The organism is Pseudomonas sp. D47 (assembly GCF_045447305.1).
Taxonomy (GTDB): domain Bacteria; phylum Pseudomonadota; class Gammaproteobacteria; order Pseudomonadales; family Pseudomonadaceae; genus Aquipseudomonas.
In genome coordinates this window covers 1-289 of record NZ_JBJGXU010000219.1, presented here as the reverse complement: position 1 = coordinate 289, position 289 = coordinate 1, and the positions used below count along the sequence as shown (strand labels likewise).

The following is a 289-nucleotide window of genomic DNA, read 5'->3' as shown; positions in this document are numbered from 1 at the left end:
CAAATAATGAGATGGCTACCCCCGCCGCCCCCTGTGAACGCCCACTAAGCTTTCACAGGGGGATCTATCGGAGACCGCAGCCATGAGCAAAGTAGACATCACCGCCGTTGACCTTGGTAAGCACAGCTATCACGCTCACGAACAAGATGAGCGTGGCCATCTACTGCTGCGCAAAAAGTTTAATCGAGCAGGATTGCTCCAGCATTTAGCTTCCATCGAGCCTTGTACTGTTGTGATGGAAGCCTGCGGCGGCGCCCACTTCATGGCGCAACAAGTCGCCATGCTGGGA

General features: G+C 55.0%; 1 pseudogene. It reads left to right on the top strand.

Features of this window, described 5'->3' with window-relative positions:
• Window positions 1-82: 82 nt before the first annotated feature.
• A pseudogene (locus tag ACI77I_RS32300) lies at window positions 83-289 on the top strand (IS110 family transposase); the annotation flags it as partial.